The organism is unidentified bacterial endosymbiont (assembly GCF_918320885.1).
Taxonomy (GTDB): domain Bacteria; phylum Pseudomonadota; class Gammaproteobacteria; order Enterobacterales.
The window spans coordinates 1,598,627-1,624,635 of record NZ_OU907312.1 but is presented as its reverse complement, the minus strand read 5'-3'; the positions used below and the strand labels follow the sequence as shown (position 1 = coordinate 1,624,635).

The window sequence follows — 26,009 nt, the reverse complement described above, 5'->3', positions numbered from 1 at the left end:
CGGAGAGTCGCCCCGATCTTGAGGGAACACTGAGCAACTTTGGTAGGAGGATGTTATGCTTGCAGTTGATGTAGGGTGTCCACCGAGTGATTTGAACATGTTACGCCATTCTATAGGAGAACAAACAAATTCATCATCTGAGATGATTATAAGTAATAGAGTGATTAAAGCGCTTGCCGAATGTTTATCGGCGCTGAAAATAGATAATGTTTCAGTCGATGTTGTTAATTTTTTCTCATCAACTTCAAAGAAGTATCAGAAATATCCAGATAATCATCCAATTACTCTTAGTTTTCCCAAAGAAGTTAAAATGTTCATTAAATCCATCATTAATGATCCGATAAAATTTTGGACTCCAGTATCAATAGTTCTCCCATCGGTTATATCTATTACTGCAGTTGCCACTGGGGTATATGTTGTATACTATCATGGGGGTGCGGTGGCTGAGTACCTACACTATGGATGGGATAGATATATTAGTCCAGTAACTGATCGCCTACACTACGAATGGAATAGATATCTTAGTCCAGTAACTAATGACCAAAGAGAAACTCGCAAGGGGCGGAAAAAAAAGACTAGCTCAACCACTGCTGAAACCTCTAAAACTGTCTGTACTGACGGTAGTCCTACGACGTGTTCAACTGCGTCTGGCACCCCTGCCAATTACCGAAGAAAACCTATCAAGGAGCGGAAAAAAAAGACTAGCCCAACCACTGCTGAAACCCCTGAAACTGTCTGTACTGACGACAGTCCTACAACGTGTTCAACTGCTTCTGGCACCCCTGCCAATTACCGAAGAAAACCTATCAAGGAGCGGAAAAAAAAGACTGGCCCAACCACCGCTAGTAATGCAGCAAGTGATGATGGTTCTACGCCTATCGATAGTAAAAAAAGATCTTGCACTATGACTGTAAAACCGAATGATCAGAAAAAAAAGGCTAGACAATCCAGGGTGGTAGATTCTTTAGGCAGTCAAATGGTATCTATGACAACAGATAGTTATACTAGTTTTTTAAATAATTCTTTAACAATGGCCTCTGATTATAAAAATTTGGCCGCCAATGACATACCAACAATAAACTCCTAAATACATAGATATTGTAAACCAATGATGAAAAATGAGAAAAATATAAGAAATGGTATACCATCTACTGAAGAGGCTGTAGTTTATTGTAATGAAAAATTAGACCCTAATCTGCATGAAGGAAAGCTTCGGGAGGTACTAGAAAAACCAACTGACGTAACAGGGGGTGGGGCAAAATACCTTTTCCAAAGAACAGATAAAAAAGATATAGAATCCGTGGTAAGGCAAGGGGAGAACTGCGCAGCAAATATGGGTGATCCTTCACCACAATTAATACTGAAGGAATACTGGGAAAGCGCTGTGGATTATTTACCAGACTTCCCGAATGAAGTGTATGCTAATGCTGAGGAAATCCAACGACGTATCAGGAGATCCTTACCACCAATCCCTAATTATATTCATCAATCACTAAATAATTTTGGTGAAAAACTAAATAATATAAATCAATCAATAGGTTATAGTGGTCAAGAATCATTAAGCTGGATAATAACCGCTATGCTGTCTCTTGGCGGAACTATTATTCTGGGGGTATGGTGTTGTCGCAGGAGCAGGGCAGCCTTAAGGAATGGAAGAAAGCAAGACGCTGCTCGCATCCCCGATGCCTTACAAGACAATCGAGAGGCTGCTCCCATCCGCGAAAATTCTATAAACGCAACAGCGGAAGGACAAAACTTAGTGCTGAACAAAATTGTCGGTTTTTCGAAAACTGCTATCTCTGTATTGAAATACACTGTCCCTGTAGCAGAGTACACGATCTCCAGTTTTTTAAAAATTATGAAATCTATTGCCCCTACAGCAGGGCGCATGTTCTTCAGTATTTTAAAACCTATGGCCCCTGTGACGATACATAGTGTTCTCCCCAAAGTGTGGGATATGATCGTCGGCGGGGCTGCTCGCATCCCCGGAGTTCTTACGTTAAGAACAAGCAATAGCTTCAATGATACCGATGGAGGTACTATGTCAGGAATAAAAAATGGACCAAATCTTTCCACCAACCACAGTGGGTCTCCACAGGAACCAATCACTACCAACACAGCAACTAGAAGCGATGTAGAACATATAGGAAGCACTGATGGGTATATTACAACCGGTGAGTCTGAAGATTTAATTAATTTACGCGCAGGGGGTTTCGGGAGCTTTGGCGAACCCCTTGATCAGGGGCAGCAAAGGTCAGAGACGCCATCATCAGTGTCCGCTGCTCAGCAGCAGCTAGGGGCAGCGACAGTGCCTAATATGGTTGGGTTGGGGTCTGCGGCATCGGGAACAATCTCACCTGATAGTAACAATCCAGCGTCGTCTGCTTTTCCGCCTCCGCCAGATCTATCTTCTGCCAGTTCTGCGGTGACGTTCCCTCGGTCTGAGGTAGAGCGGCACCAGCAGCCAGTAAGCTCGTCTACCCCTGAAAATGAAGCAGAAACGTTGCCAACAACGTCCGTTACTCAGCAATCGCCAGAGGCAACGACTGATGAGCGTAAGTTGGCTCAAGACATCAATTCAGAAGGCATCTCAAAGGGGTTGGTAAAAGGCCCGTCTCCCGATATAACTGATCGTGGCAGAGAATTCCTTGAGAGCATGGATGAGCTGTTTGGCTATATCGAGCCTGAATGATCACCGGCTGATACTAGAGCTTCCTATAAAGCAATGGAGTGTATATGTCTTACTTAATCAACCGTGTTACTGTCCTGCTAACATCATCTTTTTCAATGCTGTTAGCTATATTACCCGCAATAGCCAGTCACCCTATTCATACTGTGCAGCCTAACAGTCAAGCCGGTGGGGTCTCCCGACAGTGGCGCGGCTCTCGAGGTACAGTGGTAGTTGATTGGCCCCTAAACCGCAGCAATAGCCGCTCACAGCAAAGGGGGGCTATTAGCGGGCTGTTACGCTTGGGAGATGATGCCACAGAGATCCCCTTCGCCCAATTAGGATTGAATCACTATCCAAGCGGGCAACTCCTCTCTATTGGTGTTGGGCAACGCTGGTGGAACGGTGCTGATACCCGCTGGGGGCTGAATCTATTTTACGACTATCAATTAAAAGAACATCACCAGCGCTGCAGTGTCGGCAGTGAAATCCAGCATGATTTTCTGAAATTAGCAGTCAATGGTTATCTACCACTCAGCGGTAACCGGGCGCTAAAAAACAGTCTGACTGACTTTACACGACCAGCCAGGGGGGTGGATGCCCATGTTGCAGCTTATGTGCCACAGTTTCCTTGGCTAGGCCTGAGGGGAGAGTGGAGCTATGATGCCGGAACCCCTGGTATCCTGGTAGAACAGGAATTTAAAAAATCACGAGCTCCGACCAGGGTGATACTAGGTTTAAATGTTATTCCGTTTCCTCTATTCAAGATTAGTTATGACTATCGGATAGGCAAACAACAGATTAATGCCCACAGGGTTGCGCTACAACTCACCTACCAGTTTAATCGCTCACTGAAAGAGCAGTTACAGTCTGATCAAGTGAGACACTTTCGGAGTTGTGAGGGTGGTCAGCTGGAGTTAGTATCCCGACGCTACCTGATGGTGTTGAATAAAACCACTTCAATCACAGGTGAAACTCCTAAAAAGATTTCTGAAGCGGAAGAAAAAGAGAATTTTTTAGCCTACCTTTCACATTTGGAGAACATGCCTGGTCGTTCAGAAGAACATTTGAAGCTTATTAGAAAAACAAAAAAACGTATACAATTTCTGTTTGACGATGGTAGATGGGACTTTAAACTAGTTGAAAGTACTATTAAAAAACTTGAAGATGTTTTTAGAGCCCGTTGAGGTTTCACATGGGCAGCCATAGATAACTACAAGCCATGGCTAGCATACTTTGATAATTGGGTAGTGGGTCCAACTGACTGATAGCAGGAATTATCAACTCAATCCTCATCAATTTTATCTAAGATTTATGCTTGGTTTCGGAAGTCTATATGAGACCTGCATTTTGCCCCATCAGTCAGTTGGACCCACCACCAATTTCACTACCAGTCATTATAGACCACTACCTGCAATACGGCTTCCGATTTCTCTTTAAAATAGGTCTAATTTTTCTGGACCAGCACAGTGGCTGCTGCCCACCACCTTGAGCGATCTAACCATCAATACCGCTGGCAGATGGTTGTTTTTAGTGACCAGCAATTTTCATCGAAGCTATTAAAATAGAGCCTGTATGGATAGCCGAGCGGGTTTCAAGATCACTGCCAATCGCCACAATCTCTTTGAACAGGGTCTTGAGGTTGCCGGCGATGGTGATTTCATGCACTGGGTATTGGATCTCGCCGTGCTCGACCCAAAAACCGGCGGCCCCGCGTGAATAGTCTCCGGTGACCAGATTGACCCCCTGTCCCATCAACTCGGTGATCAGCAGACCGCGCTGCAGGAGCTGCAGTAATCCTTGAAAATCCAGCGATTGATGACTGACTTGCCAGTGGTGGATCCCGCCAGCATGGCCAGTGGTTTGCAGGCCTAATTTGCGGGCCGCATAGCTGTTTAACAGATAGGTCTGTAGACTACCAGCGGTGATGATGGGCTGTGCACAGGTCCGCACGCCTTCGGCATCAAAGGGCGCTGAGGCGAGTCCTTTAGCGTGATGCGGCTGTTCATCAATCGAGAGCCACTCGGGCAGGATCGAGTGACCTAAGCGATCTAATAGAAACGAAGATCGACGGTAGAGGTTACTGCCACTGAGTGCGGCTACCAGATGTTTCCAGAGCGAAGGGGCTACCGCGGCTGCAAAGAGTACTGGCGCTTGCTGTGTCGGCAGTTGACGGGGGTTTAAGCGGGCGAGGGCTCGGCGGGCGGCCTCGCTACCAACCCGCTCAGTGGTCCACAGATCGCTAGGATCGCGCGCCACGGTATAAGCATAATCACGCTGCCGCTGCCCCTGCTGCTCAGCAATCACACAGCAACTGAGGGTGTGCCGACTGCTTAAATAGCTCTGTAGCATCCCCAGACTATTGCCGTAGATGGTCAGGCTATCGTGGCTCTCTAGCGTCGCACCCTCACTATTGACAATCCGTGGATCGGCGGCTAAGGCCACCTGCTCGCACTGCATGGCCCACTGCGTTGCGGCCTCTGGGGTGAAGTTCCAGGGATGATAGAGATCCAGATCAGGCGCTTCGAAGGCGAGTCGCTCAGGATCAGCTAAACCTGCGTAGGGATCCGCTGAGGTGAAACGGGCGATCTCCAGGGCCGCTTGCACCGTGTGGGCAATGGCTTCTGGGCTCAGATCGGTCGTTGAGGCACTACCACTACAGTGATTCCGGTAAACGGTAATCCCCAAGGCCCCTTGCTGGTTGAACTCAAGCTGCTCCAGCACCGCCAAGCGTGTTTGGACACTCAAACCAATGGTTTTCGTTAGGTGTACCGCTGCTGCATCACTGTGGGGTGCGGCCAGGGTTAAAGCTTGTGCGACCGCTTGTTCTAGCGGCTGTCGCTGTGCGTCAATAGGCGTGAGGGTCGTCATAAGAGGCTATCTTGGTGGATTCACAAGGTCATAGTTGGCTAGCATAGCAAAACTGCAGCGATTTTTGGCAGCTTTAATGCGCTCCTGTTAAAATAGCGGTTTCATCGTCAGGAGATCCAGATTGCCTAAAGATCACAGCGCTTCCTCAGCAGCTTCCAGTACCGTCCCCAGTAAAAGTCAATTAAAGCGGGAGGCACAAGTGTTGCGTGCTTTTGGTGCACAGCTGGTGGCACTCAAAGAGAACCAGCTGCTGAAGCTGCCGCTAGAGGAGCGGTTGTACCGCGCCATTCTAGAGGCGCGTCACCTAAAGCCTCAGGCCGCACGGCGGCAACTCAACTATATCGGCAAATTGTTACGCGCCATCGAGACTGCACCGCTACAGCAGGCAGTAGCGCAGTTACTCGGAGGGCATCCCCGGTGATATCCGCTAGATTCCAACCGAAACGGGCTTTCATGAGGACCATTGACCCAGAGTAGCTGCCCACTCCTATTTAAAATTCCGCTGGCGTTTGATGAGATCATAAGCGGCTTGGATTGTTTGCGCTTGCTGTTTGGCTTGCTCCATCCTGGAAGCTGAAAGCCCTTGAGCTGCTAATTTATCAGGGTGGTGTTGGAACATCAGCTTTCGATAGGCCCGTTTGATACTCTGGGGCGCCTCGCTCGCTTCGACACCCAGCACCTGGTAAGCCTCTCTTAAGCTCATCGTTTGAGAGCCAGCCGGCGCTTGGTAGGTATCATCGTACTCAGATCCGCTAGCGTGCTGTTGTGCCTCTTGCCATCTAAAGCGATAGTGGCTGAAACCAGCGCTGCCGAACGGAGAGGAAGCGGCCAATAAGCTCAGCAGCTGTTGCAGCTGCCGGGATGATAACGGGAGCTCTTCGGCAATGCTCCCGAGTATCCGCTGCACCTCAGGCAGCTCAACACCAGCCGCCACCGCGGCTTGTCGCTGAATGTGTAAGAACAGCTGTAACCAATCAGGACGGGCTGCAGCCGTCACCCGGAAAGCTTGTAGCCGTTGGCGCAGGGGAAAGCGTGGCTGTTTGCCCTGGCGGAAGGCCTGTCGTGCTAAGGCTCGTGCCTCGGAGTTGAGCTGCAGTTGATTCATCAGTTGTTCAGCGAACTGAATATCCTGCTCAGTGATTCGACCTTTAGCTTTGTTCAGCTGACCTAAGGTAGCGAATAGCGCCTGTAAAAATTGTGAGGTACCCCGGGATGAGTGGTTAGAAAAGCGCTGTTGCTCGCCTAACCCTTGCGCAAACTGCTGTCCCAGAAAGAGGCCTAGTAAGGCACCCCAAAACCCACCCAGTAAATAACCTAACAATAGACCAAGAATGGCTCCCCACTGTTGCATGGCTCTCCTTTTAAATTGCCTTTAACCATTGAGTTGGCGTATTTTACATGCCAATGTAGGGTATGATACCGATCCTTGCTGGGGATTGCTCGCTAGGGAGTCCATTGCCCCCTTTGAATAACAGTAACCACTGCACCACACTCATCATGAAAAAAGCGTTACTCCTGCTGTTGTGCCTGGTGGCAACCTCTCCTCGTTTCACGCAAGCCATGGATCTCTGCACCCAGTGTCTGCTGGGTGTGCCGCCTGCAGTGCCGTTGCAACACCTGGCTGATCGGCACCCACTTCCCCTGATGATAACTGCTCAGCAGGGGATATTGCAGGGAGAATCACAAGCTTGCTTCTTCGGGGATGTCACCGTATGGCAGGGCCAGTGGCGCTTGCTATCTGAGCGATTACAGCTCGATAATGCGCCGCCGCGAGTGATTCAAGCCACTGGCGACGTCCGCTATACTGATCCAAACATTCACCTACGGGGCCGTCAGGCCACCTATACGGTAGACAATCAGTGGCTACTGATGCAAGCGGTCGATTATCAGTGCGTGGGGCGCCAGGGGCGAGGCCATGCGGCGCGACTGCAGCAATCCGACCGTTATCGTCTGATCCAGCAGGGAAGCTTTACCACCTGCCTGCCCGGGGATAATAGTTGGCAAATTAAAGGCTCTAAACTGGTGATCGATAGCCAGCAGCAGATCGCCAAAATTTGGCATGCCCGCTTTTTAATCGCCGGCTGCCCAGTCCTCTATAGCCCCTACTGGCAGCTGCCCATCGGTGACCAACGCCGTTCAGGTTTTTTAAGCCCTAGCGTGTCGCTCCCCACCAGCTGGCGGCGGCAGCGCTTTAAAGAGCAATGGGAGCTATCACTCCCCTACTACTGGATGATTGCTCCCAATCTGGATGCCACCGTCACGCCACACTACATCGGCCGGCGGGGCCTACAGTGGCAGCTGGAGGGGCGTTACTTGCTGGCCCCAGGCTTAGGGACAGTGGCCTATGACTATTTACATCGTGATGACCAACAGCCGGCAACGGGCTCCCGTTATCTGTTTCACTGGCAACATCAAGGACTCTTGAAGCAGCATTGGCGCTTTCATATTAATCATACCAAAGTGAGCGATAAATACTATTTTTCCGATTTAAAATCTCACTATGGCCGTGTAACGGATAACTATGCCACCCAAGCGTATCGCATCGATTATAGCAGCCCACAGTGGGACACTTACCTCTTGAGCCGCGATTTTCAACTCTTTCAAGCGGAAAATAGTAGAAGTTACCGATTACAACCGCAGTGGGCTTTCACCTTTTTTGCCCCTCAGGCGCTCACGGGAGCAGTGGATTTTCAGCTGCATGCCCAGTTGTCCCAGCTAAACAGTAGTCACTGGAGCCAACCCTCGGCCACCCGATGGCATCTGGCGCCGGTGTTGAAACGCGCCTGGGCACACCGGTGGGGGAATAGCCTGCTAGAGACACAACTGCTGGCCACCTATTATCAACAACGGCGCTCCGATCTGCCAGGGGCTGCAGAGCGTGAACGCCTCCAACGGGTCGTGCCGCAGTTGACGATCGATCACCGCTGGCTGTGGAGTCGCCCCTGTAGTGGCGCCCAGACTGCCTACCACACGGTAGAGCCACGACTGCTCTATCTGTACAGACCCTATCGTGACCAAAGCCGCATTACTAACTATGATAGTACTTGGATGCAAAAAGGGTACCCGAGTCTGTTCTCCGATCGGCAGTGGAGCGGCTTAGATCGCATCAGCGCTGTTAACCACCTGGTGATGGGGATTAGCAGCCGCTGGTTTGATCCACAGTTTGGGGAGCGAGGGGAGTGCTCTCTAGGTCAGGTGTGGCCGTTTAGTAAGACACGCACTGGGATCAAAACTGAGGATGATCTCCCGGGTCGTGGTGCAAAGCATTGGGTAGCGTCCGCCAGTGGACTACTTAGCGATCAGTGGTCACTACACAGCGGCGTCCAGTTCCGATCACCCAAGCAACTATTGCTCACCGAAGCCCTGCTAGAGTATCGTCTCGATGCTTATCGGATGATCCAGCTGACTGGGCAGTTTGCCACGTTGGCGGCGTTACGGGAGTACACTTTGAATCACCCCAATCAGACACAGGGCATTGCACAACTGGGTTTGACCAGCAGCTGGTTATTCAATCACCGCTGGGTGGTGGTGGCAAGCTACCACTATGATCTGCAAGATCGACAGACGGTTAAGCAACAGCTGGGTGTCCAATACAATACCTGCTGTTGGTCTATCGGTGTTAACTATCAGCGGGCGCTGACGGCCACTAGCAGTCAAAGACGCTATGAAGATAAACTACACTTACAGCTTCAACTGCAGGGATTAGGAGTGGGCACTCGTGATTTGGGTTGCAACCGACTACTCACCAGCACTATTTTACCTTACCAACGGCCGCTATTCCTGCCAAAATAGCGATGAATCATGAATGGTTGAGTCTCCCTCAGGGGAGCCTCGACAGTTACCATCAAGGAACCCTGTTATGAAGTGTTGGAAAGCGAGCGCTATGGCCCTGCTGCTGTTTGTCACGGCGATCAGCAGTGTCGCTGCACCCCAAGTGCTCGATAGTGCAGCAGTGATTGTCAATAAAAAGGTCATTTTAGAGAGTGAGATCACTCAGTTATTACGAACGGTTCAGCTGCATGCCCGCCAACGCCAGCAGTCACTACCGGAGGTAGCAACGCTACGCCGACAGGTGCGTGAGCAGTTGATTATGGAGAGTCTACAGCTGCAATTGGCGGCACAAATGGGACTACGGGTGCTGGATAAAGAGATTGAGCAAGCCATTGCAGAAATTACCCAGCGGACACAATTATCGCCTGATCAACTACGCCAGCAATTGGCGCAAGAGGGCCTTGATTGGCCGATCTACCGTGAACAGCTGCGTAAAGAGCTATTAGTCAATAAAGTTCGTCAACAACAGATACGGCATCGAATCAATATTCTGCCACAAGAGGTTGAGATGTTGGCCAAACAGTTGGCCCAAAAAACTCAAGCAGGGGTGGAAGTGTCGCTCAGTCACATTTTATTAGCGTTGCCGGAAGATCCCAGCGCCGAACAATTAGCAAAAACCAAACAATTAGCCCAGCAGTTGATCACTCAGTTGCAGCAAGGCGCTGATTTTGCGCAACTAGCGATCGCGCATTCCAGTGATCCACAGGCGTTAAACGGTGGCAAATTGGGATGGGCCCGGTTAGAAGCGTTGCCCACGCTATTTGCTGACAAGCTGCAAGGGATGCAAAAAGGGGCCGTGGTGGGCCCTATTCGGACCGGCGTCGGTTTTTATATTTTACGGGTAGAGGATCGTCGTGATCCTAAACAACCGACCACCTTGGAGATCCACGCGCGGCATATTTTACTCAAACCGTCAGTGATTCAGCCTGATCAGCAGCTCAAAGCAGAACTCCAGCAGTTAGCCCAACAGATTAAAAAGAGAGAGCACTCTTTTGGCGAATTGGCTCGTCGCTATTCGCAAGATCCAGGCTCTGCAGCCAAAGGCGGCGATTTAGGGTGGGCCGATCCGGCCATCTACGCCCCGGAATTTGCAGCGGCGTTGCGTCAATTGGCACCTCATCAGTTAAGCCAGCCTGTACGTACCTCCTTGGGTTGGCATTTAATTGAACGGTTGGGTACCCGTCAAGGCGTGATCACGGAAGCCACTCGAAAAGAGCAGGCGATGCAGATGCTTTGGCAGCGTAAGCTGTCTGAAGAGAGTCAGAATTGGTTACAGGAGCAGCGTGCGGCCGCCTATATCAAGATACTGAATCCCTAATGATACTGCCACAACGCCTAGTCATCACTGCCGGCGAGCCAGCAGGGATTGGCCCCGATTTAGTCGTAGAATTAGCCCAACGCGCTTGGCCGGTCGAGTTAGTCATTGCGACTGATCCGCAACTGTTGTTAGCGCGTGCTGCCCAACTGGATCTCCCCTTAACGGTATTGGCGTATGATCCAGAGACGACCCCCATACCGCAGCGGGCTGGAACCTTGCAGGTGTTGCCACTCGCTTTTCCGGCTGCTGTCACGTCAGGACAATTAAATCCCGCTAATAGTCTTGCGGTATTACGGAGTATTGCCCGTGCTACGGAGGGCTGTCTGCGCGGTGAGTTTGCTGCTTTAGTGACTGGACCGGTGCATAAAGGGGTGATCAACGACGCTGGCTACGCTTTTAGCGGCCATACTGGCTATTTGGCGCAGTGTGCTCACTGTCAGGAGGTCTTGATGTTGTTTGTCTCGCCGACCTTGCGGGTCGCCTTAGCGACAACCCATCTGCCATTGTCCGAAGTCCCCGCGGCAATCACCCCAGAGTGCCTGATCAGCAGCATGACGCTGTTGGTTGAGGGACTGCAGCGTTGGTTTGGCATTGATCGGCCCCGTATTGCGATCTGTGGACTCAATCCCCATGCAGGTGAAGGGGGGCATCTGGGAGTGGAAGAGGTGACCATTATTAATCCCACCCTCACGAAACTCCGGGCACAGGGGATGACATTGATTGGCCCGCTGGCCGCAGACACGCTGTTTCAGCCCCAGCAGCTGCAGCGGCTGCAGGTGGATGCTGTGTTAGCGCTCTACCACGATCAGGGGCTGATCCCATTAAAATCACAAGGCTTTGGTCAAGCGGTCAATATGACCCTAGGGTTGCCATTTCTTCGAACCTCGGTGGATCATGGTACTGCCTTAACCTTAGCCGGCAGCGGCCAAGCAGACGTCAGCAGTTTAGTGGCCGCGGTGAATCTGGCATTAACTTTGACACAACCAGTAGCGGGACCGCATGACTGAGAGAGCGCTGTTAGGGCACCAGCCCCGTAAACGCTTTGGCCAGCATTTTTTACACGATCAAGGGGTGATTGCGGGGATTGTACAGGCGCTAGCCCCCGTGCCAGGAGAGGCTTTAGTCGAGATTGGTCCTGGATTGGGGGCATTGACTGCGCCGGTACTGCAGCACGGTGGCCATCTCACGGTGATCGAGCTCGATCGGGCGCTGGCACAGCGGCTGCAGCAGCACGCTGTATGGGCTAATCGGCTGACGGTGATTCAACAAGATGTCTTGACGGTGGATTTTAAGGCGTTGGCGCAGCAACGGGGAGAGCCGCTGCGCCTGTTTGGTAATCTGCCCTACAATATTTCAACCCCACTGCTCTTTACACTATTTGAACAAGCGGCGCATATTCAGGATATGCACTGGATGCTGCAAGCGGAGGTAGTGGACCGCTTAGTGGCTAAGCCGGGGAGCAAGGCTTACGGGCGTTTGAGTGTCTTAACGCAATACTATTGTCAGGTGGGCTACCTGTTTCCGGTGCCTGCCAGCGCGTTTCAGCCGCCGCCGAAGGTGCTGTCAGCCGTTGTTCGGTTAACGCCGCATCGTCAGCCCCCCTATCCGGTTGCCGCCCCTCAAGCTCTGCAACAGATCTGTAGGGTAGCCTTTAATCAACGGCGCAAAACCCTACGCAATAGCTTGCGGGAGCTATTGACTGCCCCACAGCTATTAGCCTTAGGCATTGATCCCACGCTGCGCGCAGAAAATTTAACCCTGGAACAGTACTGTCGCTTAGCCAATCACTTAGCTTTGCAACCCAGCAACATCAGCTCCTGACGCACACGCGGCCCAACCGAGTGACTAGCCTGATAGGCCGCCTGGCACTAACCCCTGTGCTGGGTGATTTAGGGGGCCGGAAAGCATTCACTGGCGTTTTTACCCTGATGATTAGCAGCTATCTCCAGCACTGCCATTGTTAACAAACGGTACTAGCTATTGATTGCAGGCAGTGGCAAGGTTGGTAGCGTATCGGCGGCGCTATATCCTCTGTAAGGATCGGCTGTTAGGTTATCACCACTTGAAAAATCCCCACACTGCTGCTGCAATAGGCGCTGCGGGTGTGCTGTAGCTTGAGGCAGGGAGTTAGTTGCAGGGGCGGATGGCTGCTCATATTGCCGCCCCATCCATTTTTTAACTGCCAAGTCCACTAGCAGGAGTAGCCCTTGAAAGAGATCTGCATGGTACGCCTGTAGACTATGACTACGCTGAGGAGAGGTTGGTTGGTCACTGCCTATGTTTAGGGTGAAGGGGTTGCTGGTTGGAGCCGCTGTTTTCCAAAGTCTGGTGACTGCTTGATATAAAGTGCTGGGGTAGGGCTGATGCGAGTTGGCGCTGGAAGTCGGCACTTCAGGCCGTGGCTGATTGTACCAGCCTCTCGGATTTTGCATTGTGATTTCTTTTAAACTATTTTGATAATTTTTAATTCCATTTAAAATGACTTTTTTATTGTTATAAATGTTATTTTGCAGGTATTTTCTTAGTAAATCGATATTGTCGTCACTTAAATCTGTTATCGTTGCGCCGTGGCTAATCAGAGTGGCAGCAATCCCCCAGTTTTGTCCTTCAACTGCCAGGTTAAAAGCTGTGTTTCTAGAGGTATTTTGTAGATTAACCTTTATATAAGGGTGATTGAGTAATTTTTTTACAATTTCCATATTGCCTTCTTCAGCAACCCAATGAAGAGGAGTTTTACCATAATTATCTTGTGAATTAGGTTCTACAGATTTATTTTCTAGCAATAGTTCTATAATGTTTACATACTCTCTTTCAGCAGCTAAGTGAAGAGGCGTTTCACCCTCATTGGCTTTTAGATTAGGATGGATAGATTTATTTTCTAATAATTTTCTTACAACTGCTATACGATTATTCTCAACGGATATATGAAGAGGCGTTTTGCCTTTCTTGTCTTGTAAATCAGCTTCGATAAATTTATTTTTCAACAATGATTGTAAAATTTCTATATGGCCATTTTTTGCAGCAAAATGCAGAGGAGTTTTACCCCCATGATCTTGTACATTAGGGTTTACCAAATCATTGGCTAATAATGCTTGCACAACAGCTACACTGTCATCTATAACAGCGAGGTGAAGAGGCGTTCGCCCATTACCATCTTCTAAATTAGGATTAATAGTTTTGTTTTTCAGTAACTTTCTTATAATCGATATATATTTTTTTTGAGCAGCCAGGTGCAGTGGAGTTTCACCATAATTATTTTGTAGGTTAGGGTCTATAGAACTACTTTCTAGTAGTTTTTCTACCATTGTTGAAGCGTTACTGAGAACAGCTACGTGAAGCAAGGTTTGGCTTTTTGTGTTCTTAAAATTAAGATCAATATTTTCTTTAAGCGCGACATCTAAAACTTGTAAGCTGTGTTCGCTAACAGCTTCAAAAAGTTCGTCTTCTCGATTATCCATAATGGCCTCTTGCAAAAAAAGTAGTTTTTCCAACAAATAAAGTAATAAAGAAAACTTAACATAGTAACTATTTGCTAAACAATTGTTAACATAAAAAATTATAATCTAATCCCTAAAAAAAACATACGGGTTTTAGTGTTTTTTTTACTCGGGCCTTTAAATATTCCGTTAAGGTGATCAGATAAAGGCTACTAGCCAAATGCTGCTAACCGACTTTGGGAGAGTAATGGGCAAGTGCTGCTTGGCGTCTGATTATTTTGATTCTAGTGAACAGTGCTGTAGCTCCTCTCTTTATCAGGGTTAGCCTCTTTTTTTCGAGAGTTTTTAGAGTCGACACCTCTGTTCATAGGCTCCTCTATAACCTTTGTAAGGAAGATTCTCACCACTTGAAAAATCCACACACTGTTGCTGCAATAGGGGCTGCAGTCGTGCCTGAGCGTGAGGCAGGGAGTCGTCAGAAGTCGTGGGGGTTTGCTCTCCCATCCACTTTTTGACCACCAAGTTTGAAAGCAGCAGTAAGCCTTGCAAGTAGCCGGCATTGTACTCCTGTGGTTGATTACCACAGTGAGGAGCGTTTGGTTGCTCAGTGTTTATATTCAGGGTGAGAGGGTTGCTCGGTGGAGCGGTTGTTTTCAAAGAGGAGTAAAGGGCTGGCCACTTCCAGTGTACTCCGGTAAGCAGGCTGGTGATCTCTCTCAGTAGAGCGCTCGCCCAGGGTTGATGTGTGTTGGCACTAGAAGTCAGGGCTTTAGGTCGTTGTAAGTGACGACGCTGACGAGTAGACTTTACCCCCAAACTTTCTGGGGGTGTTTCTGTTAAATGAGTTGAATAATCTTTAATTTTGCTTAAAAGCTCAAATCTATCTGGATACAAATTATGTTGGATATGTGTTCTTATTGATTCAATATTTTCATTACTGAGTTCTGTAATCGTTACATGATGTCTAATCAGAATGATTGCAATATTCCAGCATTGTTGTTTAATGGCTAAGTTAAAGGCTGTTTCACCATTGTTGTTTTTTAGATTAATATTTATAGTAGAGTGGCTTAGAAGTTTTTCTACAATTTTTTTATGATTGTTTTCAGTCGCTAAGTGAAGAGGAGTTTCACCATGGTTATCTTTTAAATTAAGTTTTATAAATTTATTTTCTAGCAATCTTTCTACAATGTCTGTATGACCGTTTGCAGTAGCCCAATGAAGAGGGGTTTTGCCATTGCGATCTTGTGAATTAGGGTTTACAAATCTATTTTCTAGTAATTTTTCGACAATCCCTACAGGACCGTTTATAGCAGCAAAATGAAGAGGTGTTTTACCAGAATAATCTTGTGGATCAGGTTCTACAGAGCTGTTCCTGAGTAGTTTTTCTACGACTTCTAGAGAACTGTTGATAGCAGCCCAATGAAGAGGAGTTTTACCACTGTAATCTTGTAAATTAAGTTTTACAGATTTATTTTCTAGTAATTTTTTTACAGTGCCTATATGGCCTTTTATAGCCGCCTCATGAAGAGGGGTTTTACCATTGTGATCGTGTAAATTAGGGTTTACAGATTTATTTTCTAGTAATTTTTCTACAGTGCCTATATGACCGTTTATAGCAGCATAGTGAAGAGAAGTTTTACCATCATGATCTTGTGAATTAGCTTCTATAGATCTGTTATTTAGTAATTTTTCTACAATGTCTTTATGTCCAATGGCAGCGGCATAATGAAGAGGCGTTCTGCTATGGCTATCTTGTAAATTATTGTTTGTGTTAGGATGGTTTAGTAATTGCTCTACAATTCTGACATGACCTTTTATAGCAGATAAATGAAGAGGAGTTCTACCATTTTTATCTTGTAAGTTATCATTTAAAAAATAACTTTTTAGTAGCTCTTCCATGATTTCTATATAACCAGCTTTAGCTGCATAGTGAAGAGGGTTTTGTCCAGAATTATCTGCTAAGTTAGGATTTAAAAATGCATATTTTAGTAAAATTCTCACCATGGCTAGGTGATCATTTTCGACAGCATAGTGAAAAATGGTTTTTCCATGACCATCTCTTATATTATGCTCTACACTATTATTATTGATTAATTGCTCTATAATTTCTATATAATTATATTTAGAAGCCAAATGAAGTGCCGTTTGATTGTTTTTATTTTTTAAATTAGGCTCTACTTTTCCTAATAATTTTTTTATAATTTTTGTATGGTTATTTTTAGTAGCCAAGTGAAGCGCGGTATTACCAGAATAATTTTTTAAATTAGAATAGGTAGAATGATCATTGAGTAATTTTTCTATAATGTCTACTCGATTATATCGAGCAGCCTTATGCAGAGGAGTTTCACCATCGTTATCTTTTAAGTTGGTTGTTATAGATCTATTGTCTAGCAATATGACGACAATTCCTATATGATCATTTGTAGTTGCCCAATGAAGAGGACTTTTACCAGTGTCATCTTTTATATTGGGATCGGTACGATTATCCTTGAGTAACATTTTTACAATTTCTGTGTAATCTTTCATAGTCGCCCAGTGAAGAGAGGTTTCCCCAGAGTTATCTTTTGTATTTGGATCTGTACCATTATAGCTTAGCAATATTTTTACAATGGCTATATGATTATATTCAGTGGCTGTATGAAGCGGGGTTTCACCATATCTATTTTTTAAATTAGGTTCTACAAATTCATATTCTAGTAATTTTTCTACAGTATCTATATTATTATTGATAACAGCATAATGAAGCGGCGTTTTACCCTCTTTATCTTGTGGGTTGGGATCGGTACGATTATCTTTTAGTAAGGTTTCTATAACCTGTATATAACCATATTCAGCAGCATAGTGAAGAGCGGTTTCACCATGGTTATTTTTTATATTAGGATCTAGATGAGTACTATTTAGTAAATTTTTTACGGTTGCTATATCATTATATTGAGTAGCCCAGTGGAGAGGGTTATTACCCTCTTTAATTTTTATATTCATAGTTTTTTCCTTAAAGCTTATTTTTTTTGATAAAAATAATGAACTAAAGTAATGATTAGTAACTAGAAGATCAGGAATGCATAAACTTATCATCTAATCTTTAAAAAAGCATATTGTTTTTGTTGTCTTTTTCACTCAGATCTCTGAATACTCTGTTAGGGTTGCTGGATAAAGTCCACTAGCTAAATTCTGCTAGCGGACTTTAAGAGCATCATGAGCAAGTTTTTCTTTGCAGGTGACGACAGTCAACAGTGTTTTGGATTCTCTTTTTATCAGGGTGAGCCCATTTTTTGAGAGATTTTAGAGCAGACACCTTTGTCCATAGAGCTCCTCTATTGACAAACAGGGCTATCTGTTTTTTGTAGGAAGTGGTAAGGGTAACAGTTCTCGGCTCTGTGCCCTCTGTAAGGAAGCGTGTCACTACTTGAAAAATCCATACACTGTTGCTGCAATAAGCGCTGCAGTCGTGCCTGAGCATGAGGCAGCGAGTCGTCAGGGGTCGTGGAGGGTTGCCTGTATTGCTCTACCATCCATTTTTTAGCTACCAAGTTTAAAAGCAGGAGTAGGCCTTGCCAGTAGCCTGCATTATACTCCAGTGGTTTATTACCACAGTGAGAAGCGGTTGCTTGGTCAGTGGCTATATTCAGAGTGAGCGGTTTGCTCGGTGGCGCTGTTATTTTCAAAGAGGAGTAAAGGGCTGGCCACTTCCCGTGTACGCCAGTCAGCAGGCTGCTGATCTCTTTAAATAGAGTGCTAGCCCAGGGTTGGTGTGTATTGGCACTGGAAGCTAGTGCTTCAGGTTACTGCCAATGACGGCGGTGACGCGAGTACTTTACCCTAGAATTTTTCGGTAAATGATTGGAGTAATGAGTTATTTTTTTTGAAATTTGTGACTTTTCTTGACTATAAAAAGAATTTTCTAATTCTGCTCTTAATGAATCAATATCTGTATCACTTAAATCTGTTATCGTTATGCCATGGCTGATCAGAATTATTGCAGTGCTCCAGTGTTTTTTTTCAATTGCTAAGTTAAAAGATGTTTTGTTTTTATTATCTTTTATATCAAGAGTTATACTTTCTTTTTCTAGTAATTCTTTGACACTATCACTATAGCCCTTTTCAGCCGCCCAATGAAGAGGCGTTTTCCCATGGTTATCTTGTAGGATAAGGTTTATAGATCTATGTTTTAATAAAGCCCTTATAACAAGATAGTTGTTTTTTTCAGCAGCGATATGAAGAGGCGTTTTTTTAAAGTTATCTTTTATATTAGGCAGGGTGTTAGGAAATGTTATCAATAATTTTGTATTCTTTGGATTGTTATAACTAGCAGTTTCATGCAGGGGGGTTCTGTTTATACCGTTTTGTACATTAACATCTATTTTTTTATTTTTTAATAAAAGATTTACAAAGATTGCTTTTTGTTCTGAAGCAGCTTTGTGAAGAGGCGTAAATTGTTGATAATCTGCTAAATTAGGATCTACTTCTGAGCAATTTAGCATTGTTTTCATGACTTTTGGACACTCTTTACCAGAGTGAATACTGAGGTAAAGCGGGGTTTCATTTTTTTTATTTTGTGCATTAATATGGATGCAATTATCGGTTAGTAATTTTTCTACAATAATGAGAACGCATTTTTTAGCAGCCAAGTGAAGAGGAATGTTTTTATTAATATTTTCTAAACCAGTCTCTATAGAATCAATCAGTAACAACTGTTCTGCAATTTTTTTTTGATTATTATCAAGCGCCAAGTGAAGGGCAGTGTTTTGATTAATATCTTGTAAATTAGGGTTTACAGATTTTTTTAATAATTTGTCTATAATGGTTATAAGGCCTTTTTCAGCAGCCCAGTGAAGAGGCGTTTTCCCAACATTATCTTTCAATTCATATTGTGTAGAATTATGCTCTACTAAATTATTTGCAATGCTTATACGATGGTTTTGAATAGCATAGTGAAGAGCAGTGTTACGTTTGTTATCTTGTAAATTAGGATCTACTTGATTTTTTAGCAATAAGTTTATAACATCTATATGGTTTTTTTTAGCAGCTAAATGAAGCGCAGTTTTACCAGAATTATCTTTCAAATTAGGTTTTGTAGAGTTATTTTTTAGTAACATGCGCACAATTTCTGTATGCCCTTTTTGGGCAGCATAGTGAAGCGGGGTTTTTCCAAACTTATTTTTCATGTTAGGGATATTAGAACTGGGAGAGGAGAGATCTAGTAATATTTTCACAATAGACACACGATTTTTCTCAACCGCCCAGTGAAGCGGCGTTCTACTACTGTTATCTTGTGAATTAAAGTCTATATTGTTTTCTTTTAGTAATTTTTCTACAACAGAACCATGTCCATTTTCAACGGCATAGTGGAGAGGAGTTTTGCCATATTTATCTTTCATATTGTATAGATTAGAATTTGGAGGGGACAATCTCAGTAACTGTTCTACACTAGACAGATGGCCTTTCTCAGCAGCCCAATGAAGAGGCGTTTTACTTTCCTTATCTTGTAAATCAAGTTTTGTGGAATTTTTTTCCAATAATTCTTTTACAGCAACGGCAGATCGCTCTATCACCGCCCAGTGAAGCGGGCTTCTACCTTGCTCATCTTGTAAATTAATCTTTATAGAGTTTTTTTCTAATAATGCTTTTATAACAATAGTAGATCCCTTGATAACAGCCAAATGAAGAGAGGAATTGAGATGGTTATCTTGTAAGTTAATATCTATAGAGTTATTATTTAGTAATAATTTTACAACTTTTATATGATCCCCTTCAGTGGCTAAATGAAGTGGGGTTTTTCCAGACTGATCTTTTATATTAACCTCTATATTGCGATGGTTTAGTAAGGCCTCTACCTCTTCTAGATAGTTTTTTTCAGCAGCGCAGTGAAGAGGGGCTCTACTAGCACTACTTTTTAAATTAGGATCTACTTTTTTACTGTTTAATATTACGATTGCTGTCTTTATATTATTTTTTTCAATAGCCAAGTAAAGAGCAGTTTTTTTGTCAAAATTCCCCAAATCAAATCTTATATCATCTCTTTTGAGCAGTGCTTCTACAATTTCTATATGATCATTTTCAGCAGCATAATGAAATGGGGTATAACCATCGTTATTTTGTAATTCAGGTTCTATAAAACTATTTTCTAATAGTTTTATTACAACATCGGTATGTCCATATTTAGCAGCCAGATGAAGTGCGGTGTCATTGAAGTTATCTACGCTATTAATAGTTTTTGGACTTTTTTCTAGGAATTCACTGACTATCTCTATGCGGCCTTTACTAGCAGCAATGTGCAGTTCAGTTCTACCTTGATTAAGATCAGCTCCTTCAGTAAACCCTGTGTTTTCGTTCTGTAAAGTGACCTGAAAAAATTTTCCCCCGATACCATTCATATTAGTTTTCCTTAAAAATTTTATTGTTTTATTAAAGAACAAAATAATAAATTAACTTAATCATTAGTAAGTAGAATATCCTAAATATAGTGAATTGTAAGCTAATATAAATAAAATACATACTGATTTTAAAGGCTGTGGTTGCTACTGTAGTTTGGTGGAGCAGAATCCTTTGATAAAGTCTAAGCAGTGCTCCATTGCTTACTGTGATCGTCTTGATAAAAACTGCGGTGGCCTTTCAAAGCGGTGTGTAAAAGGATTACTATAAAAGCAGACTAACTGGGATAGCGTGAGATCACTGCCCGCATGGCAACACTATTGGTAGGCGACGTGCATGGTTGTTATGATGAACTGCAAGCACTGTTGCGGCAAGCTGCGTTTGATCCGGCGGCTGATACGCTCTGGTTCACCGGGGATTTGGTGGCGCGTGGGCCAAAATCACTAGAGGTTCTACGCTTTATTCAAAGCTTAGGCGATTCAGCACGCGTGGTGTTAGGCAATCATGATCTCCATCTATTGGCGGTTGCTGAGGGTCTCCAAGCTCCCAAGGCCGCGGATCAGCTACAGGCAGTGCTGCAAGCGCCAGATAGAGATCAACTGTTACAGTGGTTGCGACATCAGCCACTGATTCAGCAACATGCGGAGTTTGCGTTCCTGATGGTGCACGCCGGGATCAGCCCCCTGTGGGATCTCACCACCTTGCAGCAGTGCGCCCAGGCCGTGGCAACTCAGCTCCAGTCTACAGAGTACCCGCAGCTGTTAGCGGCCCTCTATGGTGATCAACCGGATCACTGGTCTAGCGAGTTATCGACCGTAGAGCAGTGGCGCTACACGGTCAACGTATTGACCAGGCTCCGCTTCTGCTATCCCGATGGCCGCTTAGCACTTCAATGTAAGCAGACTGTCAGCGCAGCGCCACCACTCCTGATCCCTTGGTTTCAGTTGGCACTGCCCAGTACTCAGGGGCAACAGGTTGTCTTTGGCCATTGGGCGGCCTTAATGGGGCAGGGTACACCCCCAGGGTTTTATGCGCTAGATACGGGCTGTGTGTGGGGCGGGAAGTTGAGTTTGCTGCGCTGGGAGGATCAACACTATTTCTTTCAACCCTCATGTAGTAACAGAGATGGTGTCGGTATTACTCTATCGGAGTAGCAGAATCGGCGGTGCATTCCAGGCGATCTAAAATCATAAAACGGCAGGCATAGGCATTGCGTGCATCTGCCAGATGGTAGTCACTAAACTGGATAACCCAGCGACTGGGAGTATAGTCTGGAAAGTAAACGTCGCCTGGTAGCGTGGCTTCAATCAGAGTAACATAGAGGCGATTAGCCTGTGACAGAAGCTGTTGGTACAGTCTGCCGCCGCCGATGACCATCAGCTCCTCGGCAGAACTAGCCGCTTCACATCCAGCCGCAAGGCTGTTTACCCAAGTTATCCCTGGATCATGAATTGGTTGGTGACTCAGTACGATGTTGTGACGTTGGGGCAAGGGTTTGCCGATCGATTGATAGGTTTTACGTCCCATAAGAATAGGTTTATAGAGGGTGTGCTGCTTAAACCAAGCGAGATCAGCGGGCAGATGCCAAGGCAGGCTATTGCCAGATCCAATGACCCGTTCAGGGGTCATGGCTGCAATCAGGCTAATGTTCATAGGGCATTAGTGTGTTAATTTAAGCCGTATTTCTTTAATTTCTTACGCAATGTACCGCGGTTGAGTCCCATCATAGTAGCCGCACGGGTCTGATTGCCGCGTGTGTACTGCATCACCATATCCAGTAGTGGCTGCTCAACTTCCATTAACACAAATTCATAAAGATCGTTGACCGTTTCACCCTCCAATTGCGAAAAATAGCTTTTTAAAGCTTGTTTAACAGAGTCACGCAACGGCTTGGGGGTGGCTGGTGATTGAATAGTGGCAGAGGTTGTAGCCATTATTGGAGTATTCATGAGTTGTTCAAACATAGTGGTATGGGCTCTTATCGGTAGAATGACACCTATTTACTGTTTAATCGTCCATCCGTAGCGTGTGAGCAAGATGGAACAGCAACTTGAAAAATAGATAAACGGCGCCCAGTGGTTGGGCAAAGCGATGAGGAACAGACTACTGTACCGCAGGTTAGGAGACGAGCGCCAAACGCTACAGCCTTAATCATGGGATATACTACCTGTTTTTCCAATGAATTGGCAATGGCCAATAAAAAATCCAGTGGTTGCCCCGGGGGAAATTTGAACCGCTAAACCGTTAGAGTTGGTCTGTTGGCACAGCACGCGCTGGTCCTCTAGGTGTTGCTGTGCAGGCAGTGGTAACTAGTGGTCGCTGCTGATGGGTTGCCGTGACTAAAGCCTGTTTAAAGCGGGCCATGCAGTGGTGCGGCAGTAATAAATGGTAAGGACCGCTCGGGCCAGTGATGGCTCGCCGATAACCAGGGTTAAAGGCTTTTAAGCGTGCGAGGGGTAAACCAGCCATGCTGGCCACCTGAGATAATGCAAACGGTTGGCCAACATCAATGTAATGGAGGCTTTGTTGGCTATCTAGATCAGGTAAATTGAGCTGCTGTTGGTCAGGGTGCTGCAAGATGGCGCTAATGGCCAATAGTTTAATCACATGGCTCATGGTCTCTTGAGGTAACGCCAGCGACCAGAAGTCGACCGCCGCTCCCGCTCTCTTTTGTTGTGCTTTAACGGCTTTGGCTACGCGGAAGGCGCCGCTATTGTAAGCCGCTAAAGTGAGCAGCCAATCACCCTCAAAGCGCTGGTTTAAATCGCTGAGCAGGGTTAAGGCAGCCTCGGTAGCGTGCACGATATCACGGCGCCCGTCATACCATTGATTGACGATTAAACCATAGTGGCGCCCAGTCTGCAGCGTGAACTGCCACAGGCCGGCAGCGCGCTTATTGGAGTGAGCGTGAGGATCAAAGGCGCTCTCTACCATCGGTAACAGCAATAACTCCATGGGCAACTGACGCTGTTTAATTTGGGTGACAATCCAATTGAGATAGGGTTGTGCTCGGTAGGTCACCTGTTGAAAGTGGTATTTATCTTTTAAATAGCGCTGTTGTTGCTGCTTGACTAAGGGATGATGAGAGATTGGCAGCTGGAATTCACTGCGCAGCGTTTTCCAAAAGTGCGGCGGGAGTTCGCTGTGATTGTGATCCGGTAGCCCCCGCTGTTGACGCGGTCCTGGCAGGGTTGACGGCGTACTCTGCTGGCGGGTGACCAGTGTTGCGCTTTTAGAGCAGCGATCAGAGCAGCCAGTAGACAGCGTACAGGCGAGGAGCATAAGCAGTTTCTGCATGGCTGGCCGATAGACAGTGGGTTGATTAGAGAGAGGCCATTGTAGGGGAGGTTGCCACCTGGTGGCAATAAAAAGCTAGGATTGGCTTGGTTAGGTTTGTTTCAAAACTGGTCTTTCCAGCGGCGTAATTCAGCAAAAACGGCACTAGGAGAGACCGGGGGCTGTGTAAACCCAAGCCGTTGTTGCAGGGCAGGGTGGTGACAGCGTAAAAAGGGGTTAATGAGCCGTTGGGTATGGAGTGACGTTGGCAAACTGGGCAGCCCCTGCGCGCGTAGAGAGGCTATTTTTTGTTGATAAGGGGGTAGAAAAGGGTTGGATTCATCGACAACCCGGGCAAAACGTAAGTTCTCCAGGGTATATTCATGAGCACAGCACAGCTGTGTGTTCGCTGGCAGAGCTACTAGCTGTTGCAACGACTGGAACAGCTGCTGGGCACTCCCCTCGAACAGCCGGCCACAGCCGGCTGAAAATAGGGTATCTCCACAAAATAGCCAGGGATTATGTGGTGCACCCTGTGAAAGATAGTAAGCGACATGGCCAAGCGTATGGCCAGGGACCGCCAGGACTTGCACAGTGACCCCACAAACTGTCAAGGTGGAGGGCCCGTGAATGGGGTGAGTCACCCCGCTCCTACAGGTTTCTGGGGGACCGTAGATGGCTAGGGAGGGGTAGGTCGCTTTCAAAGCACGCACGCCGTCGGTATGGTCTGCATGGTGGTGGGTTAGGAGCGTCGCCATGGGGGTGAGTCGATAGGTCTGTAAGCACTGCAGCACTGGCAGGGCATCGCCGGGATCAATCAGGATAGCCCGCCGGTGAGGCAGTACCAGAATCCAAATATAGTTATCCTTGAGGGCTGGGATATTGAGCAATTGCATAGTTTGGCGCTATCCTTAGGAGATGACGATGAAACGATTGACCACGGAACCCTTAAGGCAACTATGGCCTCCCAGCGTAGCTTGATCATGCCACTCCACTGGAGCGAGCTGCCCTGTGGAGTATACTACCAACGCGCCTTACAGGCGCAACTTGACCCATGGTGGCCTAAAATAACGGGTGTTCAGCTGTTAAAATGGGGTGAGTTAAGCAACGATCTGGCCTGCCAAGGGTGTAACCTGTCCCATCAGGTCGCGCTCCCTTTTACGCCGGCGCAATCCGCCAGCCGGGTCACCGGAGTGTGTCCACAGCTGCCTTATAGCCATCACTGGTTTGATGCTTGTCTGTTGGCACACACCTTAGCTTATTCAGAAAACCCGCAGGATATTTTGCAGGAAGCCGATCGGGTGCTGATGGATCAGGGGTGGCTATTAATCAGTGGTTTTAATCCGACCAGCGTGCTGGGTCTAGGGAAGTTATTACCCGGGGTGTGCTACCAACCCCCGAGTGGCTGCCGACTGTTGAGTCGACGACGGCTGCTGGATTGGCTCTCTGTCTTGAACTATCAGATATTAAGCCATCAGACCTTTCAACTCGTGCCTTGGCAGGCATCGGTGGCTGCTCAGAGGGTGTCGGAGTGCTGCCTGCCGCTAGTTGGTTGCCAATATTTGATCGTCGCTCGTAAGCAGATCCTGCCGCTGCAGCCCATTGCGGCACCAGTCTCCTGCAAACTCTTATGGCAAGAGAAGCCTGCTGGTGTTTGTCGCGGCTATGCGTCTAAGCATACAGTGCTCAGGCGTTAGGGCCGGTACCCTGCATCCTCTAGCGTCGCTTGAGTGGTGGCTGCAAGTTGTGCCAAGCGATCACAGCGTTCATTCTCCAAATGGCCGCTATGTCCTCGTACCCAGTGCCACTGCAGCTGATGGGGCCGGCAGGCGATATCTAACCGCTGCCAGAGATCACTATTGAGCAGCGGCTTCTGGCCAGCGCGTTTCCAGCCACGGCGTTTCCATTGCTGGATCCACTGGGTAATGCCTTGACAAACATACTGACTATCGGTGGTAATGCTTACCTGACAGGGCTCTTTTAATTGCTCTAAAGCCACAATAGCTGCCAGTAATTCCATACGATTATTGGTGGTTAAACGGTATCCGGCACTGAGCAGACGCTCCTGCGGGCCATAGCGTAACAGGGCTGCATAGCCACCCGGCCCTGGGTTACCTAGGCAGGCTCCATCGGTAAAGATTTCTATCTGTTTGACCATCTGTCTGACCATCGGTTAGACTGAACCCCTCATTAAAAAATCGCCAGTCTGTCATAAAAAACGTTGGAGCACTATCGG

The 26,009-nt window shown here is 46.7% G+C and carries 21 protein-coding genes; 10 read left to right on the top strand and 11 right to left on the bottom strand.

The features are described 5' to 3' along the window. The first annotated feature begins 55 nt into the window (after positions 1 to 55). Genes NL324_RS08035 through NL324_RS08025 form a run of 3 tightly spaced genes read left to right on the top strand, consistent with a single transcriptional unit; the run spans position 56 to position 3,855 of the window. The gene (locus NL324_RS08035; RefSeq protein WP_253307047.1) at positions 56 to 1,087 is read left to right on the top strand and encodes a hypothetical protein; all 1,032 of its coding nucleotides are present in this window, start codon (positions 56 to 58) and stop codon (positions 1,085 to 1,087) included. 21 nt (positions 1,088 to 1,108) lie between these two features. Next, positions 1,109 to 2,692: a hypothetical protein gene (locus NL324_RS08030; RefSeq protein WP_253307046.1), complete on the top strand. Its 1,584-nt coding sequence runs from the start codon at positions 1,109 to 1,111 to the stop codon at positions 2,690 to 2,692. A gap of 44 nt (positions 2,693 to 2,736) precedes the next feature. Further along, positions 2,737 to 3,855: an inverse autotransporter beta domain-containing protein gene (locus NL324_RS08025; RefSeq protein ID WP_253307045.1), complete on the top strand. Its 1,119-nt coding sequence runs from the start codon at positions 2,737 to 2,739 to the stop codon at positions 3,853 to 3,855. 343 nt (positions 3,856 to 4,198) lie between these two features. On the opposite strand, the gene pmbA is transcribed toward NL324_RS08025, so the two are convergent. Further along, a complete protein-coding gene (gene pmbA, locus NL324_RS08020) occupies positions 4,199 to 5,539 on the bottom strand; it encodes a metalloprotease PmbA (protein ID WP_253307044.1) in 1,341 nt (446 codons plus the stop codon). Positions 5,540 to 5,660: 121 nt separating this feature from the next. On the opposite strand from pmbA, the gene yjgA reads away from it, so the two are divergent. After that, on the top strand, positions 5,661 to 5,960 hold the full coding sequence (gene yjgA / locus NL324_RS08015) for a ribosome biogenesis factor YjgA (protein WP_253307043.1): 300 nt from the start codon (positions 5,661 to 5,663) through the stop codon (positions 5,958 to 5,960). Positions 5,961 to 6,026: 66 nt separating this feature from the next. On the opposite strand, the gene djlA is transcribed toward yjgA, so the two are convergent. Further along, entirely contained in the window at positions 6,027 to 6,890 is an 864-nt protein-coding gene (gene djlA, locus NL324_RS08010; protein WP_253307042.1) for a co-chaperone DjlA, read from the bottom strand. Positions 6,891 to 6,952: 62 nt separating this feature from the next. Here djlA and lptD point away from each other — a divergent pair, with 62 nt between their 5' ends. The 4 genes from lptD to rsmA all read left to right on the top strand — a co-directional run bounded on the left by lptD (position 6,953) and on the right by rsmA (position 12,509). Beyond that, a complete protein-coding gene (gene lptD / locus NL324_RS08005; protein ID WP_253307041.1) occupies positions 6,953 to 9,331 on the top strand; it encodes an LPS assembly protein LptD in 2,379 nt (792 codons plus the stop codon). A 67-nt stretch (positions 9,332 to 9,398) separates the two neighbouring features. Continuing rightward, complete coding sequence (gene surA / locus NL324_RS08000) at positions 9,399 to 10,688, top strand: peptidylprolyl isomerase SurA (RefSeq protein WP_253307040.1); 1,290 nt, start codon at positions 9,399 to 9,401, stop codon at positions 10,686 to 10,688. Then, complete coding sequence (pdxA, locus tag NL324_RS07995; protein ID WP_253307039.1) at positions 10,688 to 11,695, top strand: 4-hydroxythreonine-4-phosphate dehydrogenase PdxA; 1,008 nt, start codon at positions 10,688 to 10,690, stop codon at positions 11,693 to 11,695. The genes surA and pdxA overlap by 1 nt, the downstream gene beginning before the upstream one ends. After that, positions 11,688 to 12,509 (top strand): 16S rRNA (adenine(1518)-N(6)/adenine(1519)-N(6))-dimethyltransferase RsmA, encoded by an 822-nt coding sequence (rsmA, locus tag NL324_RS07990; RefSeq protein ID WP_253307038.1) that lies wholly within the window; start codon positions 11,688 to 11,690, stop codon positions 12,507 to 12,509. The genes pdxA and rsmA overlap by 8 nt, the downstream gene beginning before the upstream one ends. Positions 12,510 to 12,661: 152 nt before the next feature. Here rsmA and NL324_RS07985 read toward each other — a convergent pair whose 3' ends face one another. The 4 genes from NL324_RS07985 to NL324_RS07970 all read right to left on the bottom strand — a co-directional run bounded on the left by NL324_RS07985 (position 12,662) and on the right by NL324_RS07970 (position 20,499). Then, on the bottom strand, positions 12,662 to 14,146 hold the full coding sequence (locus NL324_RS07985) for an ankyrin repeat domain-containing protein (RefSeq protein WP_253307037.1): 1,485 nt from the start codon (positions 14,144 to 14,146) through the stop codon (positions 12,662 to 12,664). A 324-nt stretch (positions 14,147 to 14,470) separates the two neighbouring features. Beyond that, positions 14,471 to 17,107 carry an ankyrin repeat domain-containing protein gene (locus NL324_RS07980; RefSeq protein WP_253307036.1) on the bottom strand — a complete coding sequence of 879 codons (2,637 nt, stop codon included), beginning with the start codon at positions 17,105 to 17,107 and terminating at the stop codon, positions 14,471 to 14,473. Positions 17,108 to 17,439: 332 nt separating this feature from the next. Continuing rightward, positions 17,440 to 17,637 carry a hypothetical protein gene (locus tag NL324_RS07975; protein ID WP_253307035.1) on the bottom strand — a complete coding sequence of 66 codons (198 nt, stop codon included), beginning with the start codon at positions 17,635 to 17,637 and terminating at the stop codon, positions 17,440 to 17,442. Positions 17,638 to 17,907: 270 nt separating this feature from the next. Then, positions 17,908 to 20,499 carry an ankyrin repeat domain-containing protein gene (locus NL324_RS07970; RefSeq protein ID WP_253307034.1) on the bottom strand — a complete coding sequence of 864 codons (2,592 nt, stop codon included), beginning with the start codon at positions 20,497 to 20,499 and terminating at the stop codon, positions 17,908 to 17,910. Between the two features lie 306 nt (positions 20,500 to 20,805). Here NL324_RS07970 and apaH point away from each other — a divergent pair, with 306 nt between their 5' ends. Beyond that, positions 20,806 to 21,651 (top strand): bis(5'-nucleosyl)-tetraphosphatase (symmetrical) ApaH, encoded by an 846-nt coding sequence (apaH, locus tag NL324_RS07965; protein ID WP_253307033.1) that lies wholly within the window; start codon positions 20,806 to 20,808, stop codon positions 21,649 to 21,651. Here apaH and folA read toward each other — a convergent pair. The 4 genes from folA to gloB form a co-directional block, all read right to left on the bottom strand. Beyond that, positions 21,635 to 22,150 carry a type 3 dihydrofolate reductase gene (gene folA / locus NL324_RS07960; protein ID WP_253307032.1) on the bottom strand — a complete coding sequence of 172 codons (516 nt, stop codon included), beginning with the start codon at positions 22,148 to 22,150 and terminating at the stop codon, positions 21,635 to 21,637. The genes apaH and folA overlap by 17 nt on opposite strands. A 14-nt stretch (positions 22,151 to 22,164) precedes the next feature. Continuing rightward, the gene (gene fis, locus NL324_RS07955) at positions 22,165 to 22,461 is read right to left on the bottom strand and encodes a DNA-binding transcriptional regulator Fis (protein ID WP_253307031.1); all 297 of its coding nucleotides are present in this window, start codon (positions 22,459 to 22,461) and stop codon (positions 22,165 to 22,167) included. Positions 22,462 to 22,741: 280 nt separating this feature from the next. After that, positions 22,742 to 23,779: a transglycosylase SLT domain-containing protein gene (locus NL324_RS07950; protein WP_253307030.1), complete on the bottom strand. Its 1,038-nt coding sequence runs from the start codon at positions 23,777 to 23,779 to the stop codon at positions 22,742 to 22,744. A gap of 116 nt (positions 23,780 to 23,895) precedes the next feature. Then, entirely contained in the window at positions 23,896 to 24,669 is a 774-nt protein-coding gene (gloB, locus tag NL324_RS07945) for a hydroxyacylglutathione hydrolase (RefSeq protein WP_253307029.1), read from the bottom strand. Positions 24,670 to 24,732: 63 nt separating this feature from the next. Between gloB and NL324_RS07940 the strand changes: the two genes are divergently transcribed. Next, positions 24,733 to 25,470, top strand: coding sequence for a class I SAM-dependent methyltransferase (locus NL324_RS07940; RefSeq protein ID WP_253307028.1), 738 nt, complete (start codon positions 24,733 to 24,735; stop codon positions 25,468 to 25,470). On the opposite strand, the gene rnhA is transcribed toward NL324_RS07940, so the two are convergent. Next, on the bottom strand, positions 25,467 to 25,931 hold the full coding sequence (gene rnhA / locus NL324_RS07935; protein ID WP_253307170.1) for a ribonuclease HI: 465 nt from the start codon (positions 25,929 to 25,931) through the stop codon (positions 25,467 to 25,469). The two genes, NL324_RS07940 and rnhA, sit on opposite strands and share 4 nt — an antisense overlap. Between the last annotated feature and the right edge of the window lie 78 nt (positions 25,932 to 26,009).

Coding starts and splice junctions, on each gene's coding strand:
- NL324_RS07940 (WP_253307028.1), top strand. CDS start 24,733: ATGGCCTCCCAGCGTAGCTTGATCATGCCACTCCACTGGAGCGAGCTG.
- NL324_RS07950 (WP_253307030.1), bottom strand. CDS start 23,779: ATGCTCCTCGCCTGTACGCTGTCTACTGGCTGCTCTGATCGCTGCTCT.
- fis (WP_253307031.1), bottom strand. CDS start 22,461: ATGTTTGAACAACTCATGAATACTCCAATAATGGCTACAACCTCTGCC.
- apaH (WP_253307033.1), top strand. CDS start 20,806: ATGGCAACACTATTGGTAGGCGACGTGCATGGTTGTTATGATGAACTG.
- rnhA (WP_253307170.1), bottom strand. CDS start 25,931: ATGGTCAAACAGATAGAAATCTTTACCGATGGAGCCTGCCTAGGTAAC.
- gloB (WP_253307029.1), bottom strand. CDS start 24,669: ATGCAATTGCTCAATATCCCAGCCCTCAAGGATAACTATATTTGGATT.
- pdxA (WP_253307039.1), top strand. CDS start 10,688: ATGATACTGCCACAACGCCTAGTCATCACTGCCGGCGAGCCAGCAGGG.
- NL324_RS07970 (WP_253307034.1), bottom strand. CDS start 20,499: ATGAATGGTATCGGGGGAAAATTTTTTCAGGTCACTTTACAGAACGAA.
- NL324_RS07985 (WP_253307037.1), bottom strand. CDS start 14,146: ATGGATAATCGAGAAGACGAACTTTTTGAAGCTGTTAGCGAACACAGC.
- rsmA (WP_253307038.1), top strand. CDS start 11,688: ATGACTGAGAGAGCGCTGTTAGGGCACCAGCCCCGTAAACGCTTTGGC.
- NL324_RS08030 (WP_253307046.1), top strand. CDS start 1,109: ATGATGAAAAATGAGAAAAATATAAGAAATGGTATACCATCTACTGAA.
- NL324_RS07975 (WP_253307035.1), bottom strand. CDS start 17,637: ATGGTAGAGCAATACAGGCAACCCTCCACGACCCCTGACGACTCGCTG.
- NL324_RS08025 (WP_253307045.1), top strand. CDS start 2,737: ATGTCTTACTTAATCAACCGTGTTACTGTCCTGCTAACATCATCTTTT.
- djlA (WP_253307042.1), bottom strand. CDS start 6,890: ATGCAACAGTGGGGAGCCATTCTTGGTCTATTGTTAGGTTATTTACTG.
- lptD (WP_253307041.1), top strand. CDS start 6,953: ATGATACCGATCCTTGCTGGGGATTGCTCGCTAGGGAGTCCATTGCCC.
- pmbA (WP_253307044.1), bottom strand. CDS start 5,539: ATGACGACCCTCACGCCTATTGACGCACAGCGACAGCCGCTAGAACAA.
- NL324_RS08035 (WP_253307047.1), top strand. CDS start 56: ATGCTTGCAGTTGATGTAGGGTGTCCACCGAGTGATTTGAACATGTTA.
- surA (WP_253307040.1), top strand. CDS start 9,399: ATGAAGTGTTGGAAAGCGAGCGCTATGGCCCTGCTGCTGTTTGTCACG.
- folA (WP_253307032.1), bottom strand. CDS start 22,150: ATGAACATTAGCCTGATTGCAGCCATGACCCCTGAACGGGTCATTGGA.
- NL324_RS07980 (WP_253307036.1), bottom strand. CDS start 17,107: ATGAATATAAAAATTAAAGAGGGTAATAACCCTCTCCACTGGGCTACT.